The organism is Thermogemmatispora argillosa, assembly GCF_059696725.1.
In genome coordinates this window covers 3765646-3778960 of the sequence record NZ_AP019377.1, presented here as the reverse complement: position 1 = coordinate 3778960, position 13315 = coordinate 3765646, and the positions used below count along the sequence as shown (strand labels likewise).

Below are 13315 nucleotides of genomic sequence, written 5' to 3'. Positions count from 1 at the left end.
GCCCCGCGGCTTCAACCAAGGGCACTGTCAACGTCCGCTTTAGCCCTGACGGGCCAGATAGTCAGGTAAAGCCGCTACTGAGGGCAGAATCGCTTCAGGACGCTCTTCGGGCCGACAGGTCTGGAGCAAAGGCGAATCTGGCCCATGCTTGCCGGTGCACACCAGTAGCGCCCGCAAGCCGGCTCTCCTGGCTCCCTGGACATCGTTGACAAGATCGTCGCCGACCATCAGCGTCTCTGCAGGTCTTGTTCCAAGCAAGCGCAGCGCTTCCTCAAAGAAGGCACGCTCTGGCTTCCCCATGACCAGCGCCTGCTTGCCGGAAGCGATCTCGAGGGCGGAGACGAAAGGGCCACTATCGAGGCGTAAGCCATCGCTGACACGCCAATAGAGATTTTTGTGCATAGCCAACAGCTCGGCCCCGGCCATCAGGAGGCGAAAAGCCCGATTCATGTTCTCATAGGAAAGTAATTCTTCAGCTCCCCCAATCACCACAACAGCGACTTGCTCTCCCCCGGTCTCATTGCCCGGCTCGACCAGCTCGACCCCGGCGAAATCGGCCGCCGTATCGCCTTTAGTGAGCAACCAGCAGGGCTTTCCAGGATAGACCCGGCGCAGATAGGCCGCCGTAGCGACAGGTGCGGTAATCAGTTGGTCGGCAGAGACAGGCAGCCCGATCTCCCGGAGACGCAGAGCCAGCGTCTCACGGGCCATCGTCGTCGTATTCGTTACAAAGGCATAGCGATAGCCATGCTGCTCCAGCCAGTGGAGGGCCTGGGCAGCGCCTTCCACAGGCTGCATACTCACATGCAGGACGCCATCGATGTCCAGTAGCACACCGCGAATCGCTCCCATGAGAGCATCTCCCCGTTCGTACCATCTCAAGAGATGTATAAGCGCTACGCTCAAACAAAAAGGAAGAGGGGCCAGATCAACACAAGGGGAGAGACACAGCCAGATTGTGTCTTCCATCCCCCCAGAAAAGGGCAGCGTCATGCGTTCCTGACAGGAAGCAGACCAGTGCTCGTTATCACTATATGCGTTCCCAGTCGTCAAAGCAAGAAGCGTTGGCGCGTTTACTCGAAGAGTAATCTATTACATTGTTTTACCCGGCCTGTTAGCTCCCGTCTCCTGAGATGAGAGCGATGAAAAAAGCCACGTACCAATGACACGAGACAGGGAATGATGCTATAATAGCCGCGAGGAATAGCCTTTAAGTAGGAGATAGCGCCATGGACGGTGACATGATCGGGCGTGTCATCAAGGGTCGATATAAACTGATTGACGAAAGAGGGCGGGGCAACTTCGCCACCGTCTATGTTGCTCGTGACCTTGAAAACAACCACATCTATGCCATCAAGGTCCTACACGTCGAGCTGGCAGGGGATAGTGAACTGCTCGCCCGCTTTCAGCGTGAGGCCCGCATTCTGCTCCATCTAAGCGATCCCCATATTGTGCGCATCATCGACTACGGGGAAGATCATAACATGCATTTTATCGTGATGGACTATATCGATGGGCAGAATCTCAAGTACCACACGATCACCTATGGGCCGCTGAAGCCCTCGCGAGCGCTCAACTATGCACATCAGATTGTCGAGGGCCTGGACGTAGCCTACCGACATGGCGTGGTCCATCGCGATATCAAGCCGCAGAATATTCTGATCAACACGAAAGATGTGGTTAAAATCACCGATTTCGGGCTGGCGCGCAGCAGCGAGACAGTCACCCTGACCCGGTCAAACATGTTCATGGGCACTCCGTACTATATTGCGCCCGAGCAGGCCGAGAGCGGGCGCTCGGCGGACACCCGCTCGGATCTCTATTCGGTCGCCACCGTCCTGTTTGAAATGCTGACTGGCCATCCGCCGTTTGAGGGTGAGACTGCAGTAGACATTGTGATCAAGCACATGAATGAGAAAGTGCCCTCAATTTGCCGGCAGCGGCCAGGGCTGCCACCGGAGATGGACCAGTTCTTTCAAAAGGCTATGGCCAAGTCGCCCGCCGACCGCTTTCAGACACCTCAGGAGTTTCTGGCCGCGTTGGAGCAGTTGCAGCAGCGCGTTCACGAGGTAGGCGCCGATGAGCGGGCCGAGCTTCCCGAGGGCGAGCGATCCGCGCCTCCTCGCATGCCTCCTCAAAAACAGGCTCGCCTGGTTGTTATTGCCACGGGCCAGGTCTTTCCTCTGACCGGAGAGCAAATGGTCGTCGGTCGCCATGATCCGATTCTGGGGATTTATCCCGAGATCAATTTGATGGATAAGACAGTTGGCAGACGGCACGCCTATATCCGCAATCAACATGGTACTTTTACCGTTGAGGACTTGAATGCTCTGAACAAAACCCGCTTAAATGGAGTGGTTCTTGCACCGCATGAGGAGCATGTACTCAAGGATGGAGATATTCTCCGCTTCGGCAGCGTCGAGGTTCGCTTTGAACTGCGCTGAGCTATTACGCTATTTTGCAGTTGTAGGGACGGCCCACGCGGTCGCTTTCTCCGCCAGGATATGTGGATCGGCCAGGCAGCTCCTACAACTCGGAGGGGTGAACCAGTATGCATAATAATCTACTATCGAGTCCGCTCATCCTCGTCATTGCAGCGGTCATCGTGATCATCCTGATCGTGGGGGCCATCTTGCTGATACGCAGCAGCGGCAAGAAGCGCGATGAGGAGGCGAGCGCTGCGCAGGCTCAGGCGCCAGAGTGGCAGCGCCAGGCCGCCCCAGGAGGGTGGGGTCAGCAGCAAGCGATGGGGAACTCTCCTGACCAGTTCTGGGGCCAGCCAGCTCAGTCACAGCAGCCAGGCGGATGGGGAAGCCCTGGCCCTGGTATGGCTCAGCCCCAGCAGCAGCCTTCCTTCTCGCCGTGGAGCGCCCAGAGCCCTGCCCAGCAGCCCGGCGGTTGGAGTGGTGCGGGTGCAGCCCCAGCGCAGCCGCAGGCCGCTCCCTGGTCCGCCGCACAGCCACAGGCCCAGCCGCAAGCGCAGCAGATGTCACCTTGGGGCGCTCAAGCGCAACCGCAGAGTACACCGTGGGGAATGCCACCGGGCCAGCCGCAGCCGCAGGCGCCGGGGGCTCCCTCGCCTTCGGGCGCCAGTTGGGAGAATCAGCCGGCTGGCGCTAGCCCGGTCTCGCCGTGGGAAAGCCAGCAGCCAGCAGCCGCCCAAAGTCCCTGGAGTCAGCCAGCCGCGCAGAGCGGCAATACTGCGCCTTGGGGACTGTCCCAGCAACCCCAGCAGCAGCAGCCTGCCTCTGGTCCCGGCGCTATGCCAGCCTGGGGACAGAGTGGGCCAACCCCAACGGGGCAGCCGCAGCCAGCTTCCGCTGATCCGTGGGCCCAGGCGGGATCACAGCCTCAGCCCTGGGGGCAGGGATTGCAATCGTTCCAGGGTGCAGGCGCAGGCATAATGGGGCAGGTCCCGGCTACTCCCGCTCCTCCCTCGCCCGCTGGCAGCCCCTGGCAGCAGCCTCAGCAGGTCCAACAGCCGGTCTCGCTCCCCGGTTTCCCACCTGCCGGCTCTGGCAGTCAACCTGGCCAGTTTGGCCAACCCCAGGAGGCAGGCCCTTCCGCCTTCTCCGAGGCCGATAAAACACTGCTCCGTACGACCGGGCCACAGGGCCGGATCGGTATTCTGCGCGTCGAGGAAGGGAAAGAGGCTGGTCGCGTCTATGAGATTCGTAAGGATTCGCTGAGCATTGGACGCAGTCGCGAAAGCGATATCTTCCTGGAAGATCTGGCGGTCTCGCGCCTGCATGCTTCGATCATCAATATGGGCAATGGCAATTACGCCCTCAAGGATGAGGGAAGCGCCAATGGGACCCGGCTTAACGGCCAGATGATCACTAAGTATCAGCCCTACCCGCTCCAGGAGGGGGATAAGATCCAGCTCGGACAGACCGTGCTCGTGTTCGCCAAACGCTGATGTATGATCCGCGGCTCAGCTTACTGCTACCTGGCCCGGGTTTGGCTGGGCGCAGGCGGCCTAGCCCGGTGGCAGTCAGGTTGGCCTGGTTCGGTTCAGCTCGGCTCGGTTCCTCTATCCTGGGTCTGCCCTTCCTCGTCAGATGCTGGCAGGCCCGGAACGATATGTCACGTCGGTCGGGCACCCACCACGTCGCATCAGATCGGATGTTGCGGCTGGTTGCAGGCTTTTTGGCCTGGCAACCGTCATCAGGGTGCCCGCATCAATGGGGTGAGTTGTGCAGTCACAACGCGATGAGCTGATCGGAGCAACACTCGGAAACTATCGCATTCTGGCTCCCCTGGGGCAGGGCGGTATGGCTCGCGTCTACCGCGCCCGGCAGGAAAATCTGGACCGCGAGGTCGCTATTAAGGTGCTCCCGCCCTGGTATGCCTCAGACCGTAGCTTTGTCGAGCGCTTTAACCTGGAAGCTCGCCTGGTTGCTCGCTTGACCCATCCCAATATCGTGACTGTTCACGATGCAAGCGAGTATAACGGGTTGCTTTACATTGTTATGCAGTTGGTCGATGGGGGAACGCTGAAGCAGCGGCTTGATCAGCTGCGCGCCCAGGGAAAGACTATGGATTTGCATGAGGCGGCACTGATCTTCCGCCAGATTGCCGATGCGCTCAGCTATGCCCATGATCAGGGGATCATTCACCGCGATGTGAAACCGGTCAATGTTTTGATGGACCGCTCAGGCCGGCCCATTCTGTCAGATTTCGGTATTGCTAAGGTGCTGGCAAGTAGCCACGAGCAGCTGACTCGCCCGGGCGCCGGCGTCGGCACGCCTGAATACATGTCCCCTGAGCAATGCATGGGTGGGCAGGTCGATGGACGCGCGGATATCTACGCGCTGGGAGTGATGCTCTTCGAGGCCCTGACTGGTCGCACGCCTTTTATCGGCGACAACTACCCAGCCCTGGCTCACAGCCACCTCTATGAGCCGCCCCCTCCTCCGAGCCGCTTCAATCCGGCTCTTCCTGCCCCGGTGGAGCGGGTGATTCTGACGGCCCTGATGAAGGACCCTGCCCAGCGCTATCAGCGAGCCAGCGAGCTGGCCGATGCACTCGATTTGGCAATCCACGCCACTGGCCGGCTGCCAGCTTTCCAGAGGGAGCGCTCCTCTCCGCCAGCTCCGCAACCCGCGCAAGCCGCCTCAGCCGCTTCTCCAGGCCTACCGGCTGGGGCCGGAACGCCTCAACCACGCTCACTCAGCTATCTCTGTCCGAACTGCCAGCATCTGAATAAGCCACAGATGCGCTATTGCACCCGCTGCGGCTGCCCTCTCAACCAATGCCCTGCTTGCGGGCGCATCAATCCGGCCAGCAATCGTTTCTGTACTGCCTGCGGCCACGCGCTCTCGGCAGTACCCGTTTGAACGACGTGCTTAATAGAAGCATTCATCTTTACCAGGCCGCACAAGCTGCTCCAGGATGCGACGCTGCTGCAGCAGGCGCTTCTGGAGCAGCGAGAGCAAGGCTTCGTCGCTCATGGCCAGAATACTGCGGATGCGCTCAACCAGTACACTTGGCTGCGTTGGCTTGGTCAAATAGTCGACGGCCCCCTCCTCCAGGCCACGCACGTGCTCGCTCAGACGGGTCGAGGCCGTCAAGACCAGGACCCGGATGGGCGGGCTTAGTTTGTTGGCGCGCAACCAGTGAAGCACTTCCCAGCCGGAGATAGGCCGCATGTTCAGATCGAGGACGATGAGCTGAGGGCCAAAGCTGTGTACCAGTTGCATGGCCTCCTCTCCACTACGCGCCCCACGTACTTCAAAATGGGAATAGGACAGAAAAAGGCTGAGGACATTGAGAATAGCTTCGTCATCTTCAACAATGAGAATTTTTGGCTTTCGCTCTTGAACAGACATATCATCACCTTCTCCCAACCACGGGGACTCTCGGAAGAGGCCCGAGCACGAGAGGCCATTACTACCAACCCACCTTTGACAAGCCCCTTAGCTTGCCTGTTCGTAGAGGTCTCCGCCTGTTCGCCTGCTGAAGGCGCGCCCTCCCTCCGCCAGTCCCCCCACCTAGCAGAGATAGATGGGCCAGTGCCGAGGCCAGCTAGCCAGCCTGGATATGCCGGTGGAGTATACACAGCCACGGCTAGAGCGTGCGTGTCAAAGGGAAGCGCACCTCTGCCACTGTATAGCCCCCACAGATTGGCTTGAGGCCGGGCGTACTGGGCGGCGGATCAAGCTCGGTTACACGGCGTAGACTGAAGTGCCCACGGAGATCAGCCAGCAAATTACGGATCAGCGAGAGGCCTAGCCCTTCACCGCTCTCCTCTTCCTCCAAGGGCTTCTTTGGCCCTTTCCCCGTATCAATGACCTCGACCACAACCATGCCTTCCTCTTCACGTCCCCGCACCAACACCGTTCCCTCGGTGAGATCAGCCATGCCATGCTTAATGGCATTTGAGACCATCTCGTTGAGCACCAAAGCCAGAATCGTGACGGCCCGCGACGGGATCACAATCGGACATGGCTCAACTTTAAAGGTAATGTGAGCATCAGGTGGGCTGAGATTAGCGCTGGCAACGCCAACAATCTTGCGCGCGATGTCATCCACCCGAGCCTCACTCAGGTCCTCATGGGCCAGCAAATCGTGGGTAGCCGCCAGACCTTGGACGCGATTGACGCTCTCGGCAAGCGTATTGCCCACCTCGGGCGAGCGCGTCCGTCGGCGCTGCAGCGAGAGAATACCCGCCACCGTCGCCAGATTGTTCTTGACGCGATGATGTAGCTCGCGCAGGAGCATCGATTTCAGCTCCAGGCCCCGCCGCGTCTCCTCATAGAGGCGAGCATTCTCAATGGCGATAGCCGCCTCATTGGCAAAGGTCACTACTAGTTGCATCTGCTCTGGACTCAGCAGATGCCTGTGACTGCTGTAGATACAGATACATCCCAGGACCTTGCGCTTGACCTCTAACGGCACGCACAGTACGGAATGAATTTCGGAGGAAATGAATGGATCAGCGCGCAGAAAACATTTCTCGTCCTGCTGGAAACAGTCGACGAGCATAATCGGGCGCCCGGTTTGCACGGCCCGCCCCGCGCAACACTCTCCGACCTTGACGCGCGCTTGCTGGATCTGACTGCCTCCGAAGCCATAATGCGCCAGGATGTGCAGCGTCTGCGTTTCCGCATCCAGCTCAAAGATACATGAGCGTTCGGCGCCGCTGAGATGCACCGCCTGCGTAGTGATCATCTGCAGCACTTCGTCGAGGTTCAACGTGCGCGCAATGACCGTGGTGACACGATGAATGGTCGCTAGCTCATGCACCTTGCGCCGTAGTTGCTCATCCGTCTGCTCGTAGAGGCGCCCATTTTCGACATTGATAGCAATGATCCCCGCCACCACCTCTAGAAAGTTCATCTCATCGGGCGTGAAGTCGCGCGGTTCTTCCGATTGCACACTGATGACGCCGATCAGGCGCTCGACCGAGCCGAAAAAGATAATGGGCAGCGCCATCAGGCCGTGATACTCTGTATCATAGGTGGTGGCCTCGGCGGCAAAGTGTGGATCGGTCATCACGTCTCGCACTAGCAGGGGATGCCCCTTATCGGCCACCCAACCGCTGTAGCCCTCGCCCAGGCGCAGAGTAAAATGCATGCCACCGAGAGGGCGGGGGCCATTTGTGGCCCGCAGCGTCAAAAGACGTTGCAGCTCATCGTAAAAGAATATCGCGCACAGCGAGACCTGCAGTTCCTCAGCAACAATGCGTGCGGTCATTTCCAGCGTCTGATCAAGGTCCATGCTGGAGTTATTGATGCCGTTGATGCGCTGCAGGGCCAAGAGCCGTCGGCTGTGGCGTTCCAGCGAACGCCGCTGTTCGTCGGCGATCTGGTTCATCGCTTCCTGGTAGCCGCGGGTCAGCGCTAGCGAACAGGTAGACTGCAGCCGGTAAAGGCGCGCGAGCGCAGCAGCCAGGAACTGGGGCTGATCGGTGAAAATAGCCTGCAGCTCCTCTCTGAGGGCCTCGATATAGGCCTGCATGGCCTCTAGACGGGTGTCTAATCTCCCCCCCTGCTCTGCCAGCCAGCGCCCCGACTGCTCAAAGCGGCGCCGTAGCTCAGCCTCATCGTCGCCCACCAGTGCCTGCAAGAACAGCCAGGCATCGCTTCCCTCCTCGGGGCCAGAGCTAGCGCCCGAGACACGCTGTAAGCATATCTGTAATCGTGAGAGGTGTTGACCAAGCACCTGCTCCACTTCACACTGTTGCGACACGTCCTGTCACCCTGTTCTGGTTACTGCCTCTCTCGCAAGCCACGGATGGAAGAGGTGTCTGTTCTCTGAGGGAGAGGACCAGATATTCTCAGGTCAACCAGGCCAGATGTCTTATCCGACCTTTCTGCTTCAGAGAGATGTGCTATCCTCTGCCCGTGGTACTTCAGCAGCGACCGCTACGAACTTGAACCACATTATATCATAGATAGCGGCCAGTATATAGCCATCTGGCCCTCTTCAGGCTTTCCCATCCAGCGGGTCCCGCCACGGCCCGTACTGATAGCCTTTTCAGGGGAAGAGTCGCTCTGTAGTTTGCCTGCAACCGTTACTAAAAAGGTAACGGGAAATAACGCTGAGATCACTCGTGAGCATGTATGGGAGAAACAATCGATGAGAAGGTGCTCGCACTGCGGCCTGTCGCTCTCACCAACGTGGACAGATAGCCGTTGCCCTCGCTGCGGCTCTGTCCTGGGTCAGGTCTCCTCATCGTCACCGCTCCTGGCCGCGGATAGAGTAACGCCATCCGAATACCAGTGGGGAGCAGTCCCGACCCCAACCCCAATGCCCATGCCCCAGGCTCAGCCTGGCAGCCCAACGTCTGCTTCGACTCCTGTTCAGCAGATGCCTTTTCCGAGTTGGCCCCAATCCGGGCTAGCACCTCAGCCAACGCCCTTGCCGCTGGGGAACGGCGACTGGAGCGAGGTTGATCCTGCCAGCCCGACAGCCGTTTTCTCTCCTCAGCCTGCGCAGCAACCGTCTCAACAACAGCAGCCGCTCTGGCTACCCGGGACCCCTGCGCAGTCAGGAGCGCTGTCACAGGATTTCTCACCGACACCACCGGTTTCACCAGGCACACCGCTTCAGGCCGCTCCTTACCGCCCTGGTCATGTGCGCTTGGGCTTTTTTGCTTCCGCCGCATGCCTGGTGACGGCAGCCATTATCTTGCTCTTTGTCTGGTTTATGGCCACCAATATGCTGGTGAATTCCTCGGGGGGTAGTAGCAGTCTGCAAAACCTGGTGACCGCGACTGCGCCTAGTAGCTCAGCTACATCTACCGCTTCTGGCGTTACAGCCACCCCTTCCGCGACGGCTCTCCCTGGCCAGGCCTATATTGATCAGCCTCAGCTCGCCAGTGCCATCAATACACAGACTGGCCAGCCCACTGAGGTGACGACAACCTTTAAAACCAATCAGGCGATTTACGTGACTTTTGCTCTCCATCCTCATGGACAGGCAGGCGCTGTCTGTGTTTACTGGTATCTCAATGGGAATAGTGTGACAAACTTTGCTTTTCCTGTCAGGCCCTACAGCCAATCTGGCTATTCCTACGCTATTTATGGCCAACCCGGAACCGGCAGCGTCGACCTCTATTGGGCCAGTACAACGCAATGTACCGATCGTGTTCTGGCCCAGCATGTTACGTTTACTGTCGTGGCGGGCTAGGGAGGCACTGCCCTCGCGCCTATGAGGCCTCACCCCAACCAGCTCAAGCTGTCGCGGTGCACTTTGCTTGAGCGAGGTAGCCAGAAGAAAACGGTCCCCCAGAACGCTCTACTGTGACCGTTTTCTTTGAAGAAAGAAAGAAAAAGAGCGAGAGTAGTTATCGGCTACTTGGCAGCTCAGGCATTGCGTGCTATTCTGGAAGAGCGAGCAAGCTAGACCGGAGGACTGGAGGGGGTTGTAAGCTGAGCGGCCAGCAGGGTAAGGGCACTTGCACGGGAAGGTACATCTCGCTAGGGTCCGCCAGCACTACTTTAGGGTGTTTTTGGATTACAGCCCTGATCTCATATCGACCTTCGGCTGCCGGTTCACCTAAGCGAGGAGGTTTTTTCCTATGCAATGTAACCATTGTGGGGCCCCGCTTCCAACGGGAGCAGCCTCGTGCCCAGCTTGTGGCCATCCTACTCCATACAATACTTCCGGCCAGGCCGCCTATGATCCTGCTGGGACAATGCCTTCCTATCAGGAGGGAACTCCACCCCCTCCGCCATCGCCGGTTACTAACTACGGCCTGTCGGGGGGCTTTCCCTACAGCCCTGCTCCCACTGATCCTTACAGCCCCCCACCTCCACCAGGTCCCTATGCTCCAGGCGCTCAGCCCCCTTACGGCCCGCCAGCCACAGCGCCACGCCAGAGCAACCTTGGCAAGGTCTTGCTGATCACGGGCGCTATTCTGCTGGTTGTCATCGCGGCTTGCTGCGGCGGCTTCTTCCTTCTGACTCGTAGCGCTTCTCAGACCCTCAGCCTTGTCGATGCTACCGCTACCTCCTCGGCCGCTACTGCTTCGGCAGAGAATGCTACGGCAAGGAGCCTGTTGACGCCTACTCCAACGCCCACCTCTTCCCCTTCCGGCTCGCCGATCGCCGCTTCAGCAGCGGCTATCATCACAAAGGTACAGATGGCCGACCAGGTGAACGATGTCATACCGACGCATCTAACTACCACTTTTAAAACCGGCCAGGTCATCTACGCTACTTTCGAGATCAAAAAAGGTAGTAGCGGTTATGCGCAAGCCAAATGGTATCTGGACTATACAAAGGTTCTGAATAGCAAAATACTCCAGATCCAGGCGAATTATGACGCAGGCTACTTTGCCGCCCGCTACCGTCTGGCCGGTCAGGGCACAGTTGAGATCTACTGGTGCTCGACCTCCGACTGCAGCGATGCTCAGCTAGCTCAGGTGGCCACCTTCAGCGTGGAGTAGAGGAAGCGCAGGGGCTGTGGCCAGTGCGCAGCCCCTGCTTGTCTATCTCTGCCTGCCGTAGCGCCCTCATCCAGGCACAACAGTGCTGGTTGCCTCCTGGGCCTCATGCGCAGCGCCGAAGCAGCAGCTTAGCCAGTCTCCCCGCTATCGCTGATGAAAGGGGCGAGCGTCGCTTTCAGGTTGATCAGCTCCTGCTCATCGAGGGGCAACACGGGCGCGCGAGGGCGTCCACCATAGCCTCTCAGCAGTTGGAGCGCCGCTTTAAGACCAGCAACACTGTAGGTCGCAGTGAGCAAGGTATTGAGGGGGACAAGACTGGCCTGCAGGCGGCGCGCCTCTTCCAGCTGACCAGCCTCGAAGAGCTCCTGTACGCGACAGACCTGCCGTGGCAGGACGTTGGCCAGTGCTGGTATTCCTCCCCGGGCGCCAACCGCCAGCGCCGGCAGCAAGAAGCCAGCGCTTCCGGCCAGTACGGCAAAGTCGGGACGACTGTTGGCAAGCTGCCCAACGATCTGCGCCAGCTTGGCGACATTACCAGCGCTATCTTTGAGGCCGATGATGTTGGGATGTTCCTCAGCCAGACGGCAAATCAGCGGTGCATCGAGATCCAGACCGGCGGTATTGGCCGGCATGTTGTAAATAACGATCGGTAGAGGAGAGTGCTCAGCGACGGCGTGGTAGTGTGCCAGGAGCGCCGCCCCATTCATGCGCCCGCGGAAATAGAAAGGGGGGAGTACGAGTACGGCATCGGCTCCTGCCTCTGCTGCTCGCTCACAGGCAGCGATGGTAGCCCGTGTTGATTGCTCTCCACAGCCAGCCAGCAGCAGGAGCCGGGCCCGTGCAGCCCCTTCCTCCTCCCGGCTGTGAGCGCGCTGGTTGATCACTTCACGGGCAGTGCGAATAACGAGTTCGCGCTCCTCACTGGTTAAATGGGGCGCTTCGCCATTGGAGCCGAGGACAACGTAGCCAGCAATACCACTGGCAGCTAGCCACTGGAGATGGCTCTCCAGCGTCGTCAGATCAAGCTCCTCATCGGCAGCGAAGAAGGTCGGGACGGGCGGATAAACCCCCTGTAGATGCAAGGCAGTCATGCGGCTCTCTCTTGCGTGCGTATGCTAAATGACTCATTCAGGCTCTACGAGCTGGTCTCTCCCAACCGCTCCTCAATTGACTGAGCACTGAGGCTGGCTTGGCGCTGGACACGCTCTACTTCGCCTGCCGGCTTTAATGGATAAGGGTATTCAGCGCCATGAGGCTCAAGGCGGCTACCACCGCTAGAAGAAGCGCGAGCGCCAGCAGGAAAGACAGGCTGCGTCTGCGCGCTGCCGTCGCGCGCTCGCGTTCAAGGCGTTCCTCTTCAGCAGGGCACCAGCGGGCCCGTGCGCAATAAGGGCAGAGAGGAAAAAGCTCATAGGGGTGACAGAGCCGCCCCCCGCCATAGCGATAGACCCCAACTTCATAGCGAATCTGCTCGCTCTCGAAGACAGCCCGACAGTGGACGCAGCGCAGCAGCAAATAGTCCGCCCAGTCAGACGCCTGACAGTGCGGGCACACTATCTTTTGCACTGCTGCCGACTCCTGCCCTGCGGGAGCTGGCCAGCGCTGATGGCAGCGATGGCAATAGAGCATGTCGCCCTGCGACTTCTCTGGACTGTCCGAGAGCCGGAGATGGATCGTCCCATCTTTGCGCACACTACCGCCTCTCACGCTGCCACGCAGTAGGCCTCTCTCCTTGAGGGCAATCGCCTGCTCAGCGTCCAGACTATAGACGATTTCGCCCAGATAGACGGTAGCCGGGCCGTCCAAGGCAGGGAAATCGTAATGGCGATGGCGATCACGCCGAGCACGCGGAGAAACCTCAGCAGGAGAGCCAGAATCTGCTTCCTGGACCAGTCCCGGACGGCTTGTAGTTGCCAGACCGAGCTGCTGACGGCGACGGACATCGTATTCCCGTCGCAGCTTGGCATCACTGAGAGTCTGATAAGCCTCCAGGATCAAACGCATGCGCTCCTCAGCATCTTCACCTTTATAGACATCAGGATGATAGCGGAGCGCCAATTTCTTGAAGGCTGCCTTGATTTCAGTAGGGGAGGCATTAGCCTCTACCCCTAATACCGCGTAGTAGTCGATAAAGGAACTCATCAGGTGCCTGTCTCACGTTGTGGCATGCCGCCCGGTTTCCTGCTAACCGATACGTATGATACCACAAGGAAGATACGCATGAGCCTCGCTTTTGTTTCAGCACCAGGGCAGCGACCTGTCTCTGTCAGTAGAGAGCAATACTGCTCATCGTACCTCGACGGATGATCCCCCCGGCCAGTGTGAAACAAGGTTCCAGAAAATAGCAAGCGAGCGAACAAGTAAGACAAAATAACGGGAGCGCCAGCACTCTACCTTGGCCTCTTCTTGCAGACAGAC

General features: G+C 59.0%; 10 protein-coding genes. 5 read left to right on the top strand and 5 right to left on the bottom strand.

Going from position 1 to position 13315, the window contains the following annotated elements; genetic code table 11:
* Positions 1-39: 39 nt before the first annotated feature.
* Positions 40-852, bottom strand: coding sequence for a TIGR01458 family HAD-type hydrolase (locus AC6H1L_RS14705; protein WP_497598241.1), 813 nt, complete (start codon positions 850-852; stop codon positions 40-42).
* Between the two features lie 377 nt (positions 853-1229).
* Here AC6H1L_RS14705 and AC6H1L_RS14700 point away from each other — a divergent pair, with 377 nt between their 5' ends.
* The 3 genes from AC6H1L_RS14700 (at position 1230) to AC6H1L_RS14690 (ending at position 5339) form a co-directional block, all read left to right on the top strand.
* The gene (locus tag AC6H1L_RS14700) at positions 1230-2444 is read left to right on the top strand and encodes a protein kinase domain-containing protein (protein ID WP_497598240.1); all 1215 of its coding nucleotides are present in this window, start codon (positions 1230-1232) and stop codon (positions 2442-2444) included.
* Positions 2445-2551: 107 nt separating this feature from the next.
* Complete coding sequence (locus tag AC6H1L_RS14695) at positions 2552-3919, top strand: FHA domain-containing protein (RefSeq protein ID WP_497598239.1); 1368 nt, start codon at positions 2552-2554, stop codon at positions 3917-3919.
* A 277-nt stretch (positions 3920-4196) separates the two neighbouring features.
* On the top strand, positions 4197-5339 hold the full coding sequence (locus tag AC6H1L_RS14690; protein WP_497598238.1) for a serine/threonine-protein kinase: 1143 nt from the start codon (positions 4197-4199) through the stop codon (positions 5337-5339).
* A gap of 9 nt (positions 5340-5348) precedes the next feature.
* Here the strand turns inward: AC6H1L_RS14690 and AC6H1L_RS14685 are convergent, their stop codons facing one another.
* The gene (locus AC6H1L_RS14685; RefSeq protein ID WP_497598237.1) at positions 5349-5831 is read right to left on the bottom strand and encodes a response regulator transcription factor; all 483 of its coding nucleotides are present in this window, start codon (positions 5829-5831) and stop codon (positions 5349-5351) included.
* A gap of 238 nt (positions 5832-6069) precedes the next feature.
* Complete coding sequence (locus AC6H1L_RS14680) at positions 6070-8193, bottom strand: GAF domain-containing protein (RefSeq protein ID WP_497598236.1); 2124 nt, start codon at positions 8191-8193, stop codon at positions 6070-6072.
* Between the two features lie 621 nt (positions 8194-8814).
* Between AC6H1L_RS14680 and AC6H1L_RS14675 the strand changes: the two genes are divergently transcribed.
* Together AC6H1L_RS14675 and AC6H1L_RS14670 are read left to right on the top strand one after the other, a co-directional pair.
* The gene (locus AC6H1L_RS14675) at positions 8815-9636 is read left to right on the top strand and encodes a hypothetical protein (RefSeq protein ID WP_497598235.1); all 822 of its coding nucleotides are present in this window, start codon (positions 8815-8817) and stop codon (positions 9634-9636) included.
* A 391-nt stretch (positions 9637-10027) separates the two neighbouring features.
* Complete coding sequence (locus AC6H1L_RS14670) at positions 10028-10897, top strand: zinc ribbon domain-containing protein (RefSeq protein ID WP_497598234.1); 870 nt, start codon at positions 10028-10030, stop codon at positions 10895-10897.
* A 128-nt stretch (positions 10898-11025) separates the two neighbouring features.
* Here the strand turns inward: AC6H1L_RS14670 and AC6H1L_RS14665 are convergent, their stop codons facing one another.
* Both AC6H1L_RS14665 and AC6H1L_RS14660 read right to left on the bottom strand, forming a co-directional pair.
* Positions 11026-11988: a dihydrodipicolinate synthase family protein gene (locus tag AC6H1L_RS14665; RefSeq protein WP_497598233.1), complete on the bottom strand. Its 963-nt coding sequence runs from the start codon at positions 11986-11988 to the stop codon at positions 11026-11028.
* Positions 11989-12121: 133 nt separating this feature from the next.
* Positions 12122-13039 carry a J domain-containing protein gene (locus AC6H1L_RS14660; protein ID WP_497598232.1) on the bottom strand — a complete coding sequence of 306 codons (918 nt, stop codon included), beginning with the start codon at positions 13037-13039 and terminating at the stop codon, positions 12122-12124.
* Positions 13040-13315 lie beyond the last annotated feature (276 nt).

Coding starts and splice junctions, on each gene's coding strand:
- AC6H1L_RS14705 (WP_497598241.1), bottom strand. CDS start 852: ATGGGAGCGATTCGCGGTGTGCTACTGGACATCGATGGCGTCCTGCAT.
- AC6H1L_RS14700 (WP_497598240.1), top strand. CDS start 1,230: ATGGACGGTGACATGATCGGGCGTGTCATCAAGGGTCGATATAAACTG.
- AC6H1L_RS14695 (WP_497598239.1), top strand. CDS start 2,552: ATGCATAATAATCTACTATCGAGTCCGCTCATCCTCGTCATTGCAGCG.
- AC6H1L_RS14685 (WP_497598237.1), bottom strand. CDS start 5,831: ATGTCTGTTCAAGAGCGAAAGCCAAAAATTCTCATTGTTGAAGATGAC.
- AC6H1L_RS14675 (WP_497598235.1), top strand. CDS start 8,815: ATGCCTTTTCCGAGTTGGCCCCAATCCGGGCTAGCACCTCAGCCAACG.
- AC6H1L_RS14670 (WP_497598234.1), top strand. CDS start 10,028: ATGCAATGTAACCATTGTGGGGCCCCGCTTCCAACGGGAGCAGCCTCG.
- AC6H1L_RS14665 (WP_497598233.1), bottom strand. CDS start 11,988: ATGACTGCCTTGCATCTACAGGGGGTTTATCCGCCCGTCCCGACCTTC.
- AC6H1L_RS14660 (WP_497598232.1), bottom strand. CDS start 13,039: ATGAGTTCCTTTATCGACTACTACGCGGTATTAGGGGTAGAGGCTAAT.